This window comes from Microbacterium sp. KRD172 (assembly GCF_017168295.1).
Lineage (GTDB): Bacteria > Actinomycetota > Actinomycetes > Actinomycetales > Microbacteriaceae > Microbacterium > Microbacterium profundi.
In genome coordinates this window covers 1-1513 of record NZ_JABFAS010000014.1, presented here as the reverse complement: position 1 = coordinate 1513, position 1513 = coordinate 1, and the positions used below count along the sequence as shown (strand labels likewise).

The 1513-nt window shown below is 65.9% G+C and carries 2 protein-coding genes; both read left to right on the top strand.

The window, feature by feature from the left end; genetic code table 11:
- Positions 1-55: 55 nt before the first annotated feature.
- On the top strand, positions 56-460 hold the full coding sequence (locus J1M43_RS16110; RefSeq protein WP_033105362.1) for a hypothetical protein: 405 nt from the start codon (positions 56-58) through the stop codon (positions 458-460).
- Positions 461-462: 2 nt separating this feature from the next.
- Positions 463-1488 carry a DDE-type integrase/transposase/recombinase gene (locus J1M43_RS16105; protein ID WP_206477472.1) on the top strand — a complete coding sequence of 342 codons (1026 nt, stop codon included), beginning with the start codon at positions 463-465 and terminating at the stop codon, positions 1486-1488.
- Positions 1489-1513: the final 25 nt, after the last annotated feature.

Below are 1513 nucleotides of genomic sequence, written 5' to 3'. Positions count from 1 at the left end.
ACCCTCTTTGTCAAGCTGGTTGTGAGTCGTTCATGATCAGTAGGGAGTCAGGGTGATGACTGTCAGTCCAGGGTTCACGGCCACGGAGATCCGTGAGATCGTGCACGAGTATCAGGTGCAGCCGCACGGTCAGAAGCGGCCGTGGCTCGCCGCGCGGGGCGTGTCGTATGCCCGGCTGCGGCGGTGGCGCGACGCGGTGTTCGAGGGTGACCTCGACCGGGGGCTGGTCCCGCGAGAAGGTAGTGGTATGACGATCCCACCGAGCAAGCGCACCGCGCTGGAGAAGCAGCGTGCGAGAGAACGCGCCGCGCATGAGAACGAGGTGACGCGGTTGACCGCGCGGGTGCGGGAGCTGGAGGACACCAACGATGCGCTGGGAAAAGCTATCGGGCTCTTGCACGCGATGAGCGAGCCAGAGCCCGCCGAGATCCCGACGACGACCGATCCGTCGAGTTCCTGAGCATGGAGAACGACCTCGTGGCGGAGTTGGCGGGGATCACCGGATCCCAGCGGCAGGCGCTGGAGCTGACGGGGGTGTCCCGGTCGACGTGGCACTACCGGCAGCACCCGCGGGACCGGGTCGCCGATCCGATCCCGCAGACCGAGCGGGCGTACCAGTCGCGGATCAGCGAGCCGGACCGGGAGAAGATCACCGAGCACATCCTGTCCGGGTGGGCGGGACAGAACTCCGTCGATCACGCGTTCGCCTCGGCATGGGACCAAGGGATCATGCTCGGCTCCCGCCGCACCTGGTGGCGGATCGCAGCGGAGATCGAGGACCAGATGCTGCGCCCGAAGGTCCCGGCTCGTAAGGAGCGCACGGCGCCGCGGAACAAACCCGTGCTGAAGGCGACCGGCCCCGGGCAGGTTTGGACGTGGGATATCAGTGACCTGTACTCGCCGTGGCGTGGGGTGGTGTTCAAGGCGTACAAGATCACCGACATCTTCTCCCGTGAGATCGTCGGATGGCGGGTCGAGGACCGTGAGGCCGACCACCTCGCCGTCGAGATGTTCGCGCAGGCGATCGCCATGCACGGCACGCCGTGCATCGTGCACGCCGACAACGGCGCCGCGATGAAATCGAACCTGCTGCGAGACTTCCTGAAAGAGCAGCACGGCACTGAACTGTCACACAGCCGGCCGTACGTGTCCGATGACAACCCCTTCAGCGAGGCGGGATTCCGGACCATGAAGTACCGGCCGGGCTACCCGAAAGTCTTCGCCGACCTCGACTCCGCCAGGGCATATCTCGGCGAGTACGTGCCCTGGTACAACCAGGAGCACAAGCACTCCGGTATCGCGTTGTTCTCCCCGTCCCAGGTCCACGATGGATCCTGGCGCGAGGCCTGGCAGACACGCGAGCACGCCCTGCAACGCTACTTCCAGGCGCACCCGGAACGCTTCCGCGCCCGCCCGAGCACACCCACACCCGCTGGCACGGTCGGGATCAACCTGCCCAACGAGAAACCACAAAACAAGGCCGCGTGACTCCACACAGCTTGACATCGCTCGG

Excerpts from the sequence above, each read along its gene's own strand:
- J1M43_RS16110 (WP_033105362.1), top strand. The coding sequence starts at position 56 with ATGACTGTCAGTCCAGGGTTCACGGCCACGGAGATCCGTGAGATCGTG.
- J1M43_RS16105 (WP_206477472.1), top strand. The coding sequence starts at position 463 with ATGGAGAACGACCTCGTGGCGGAGTTGGCGGGGATCACCGGATCCCAG.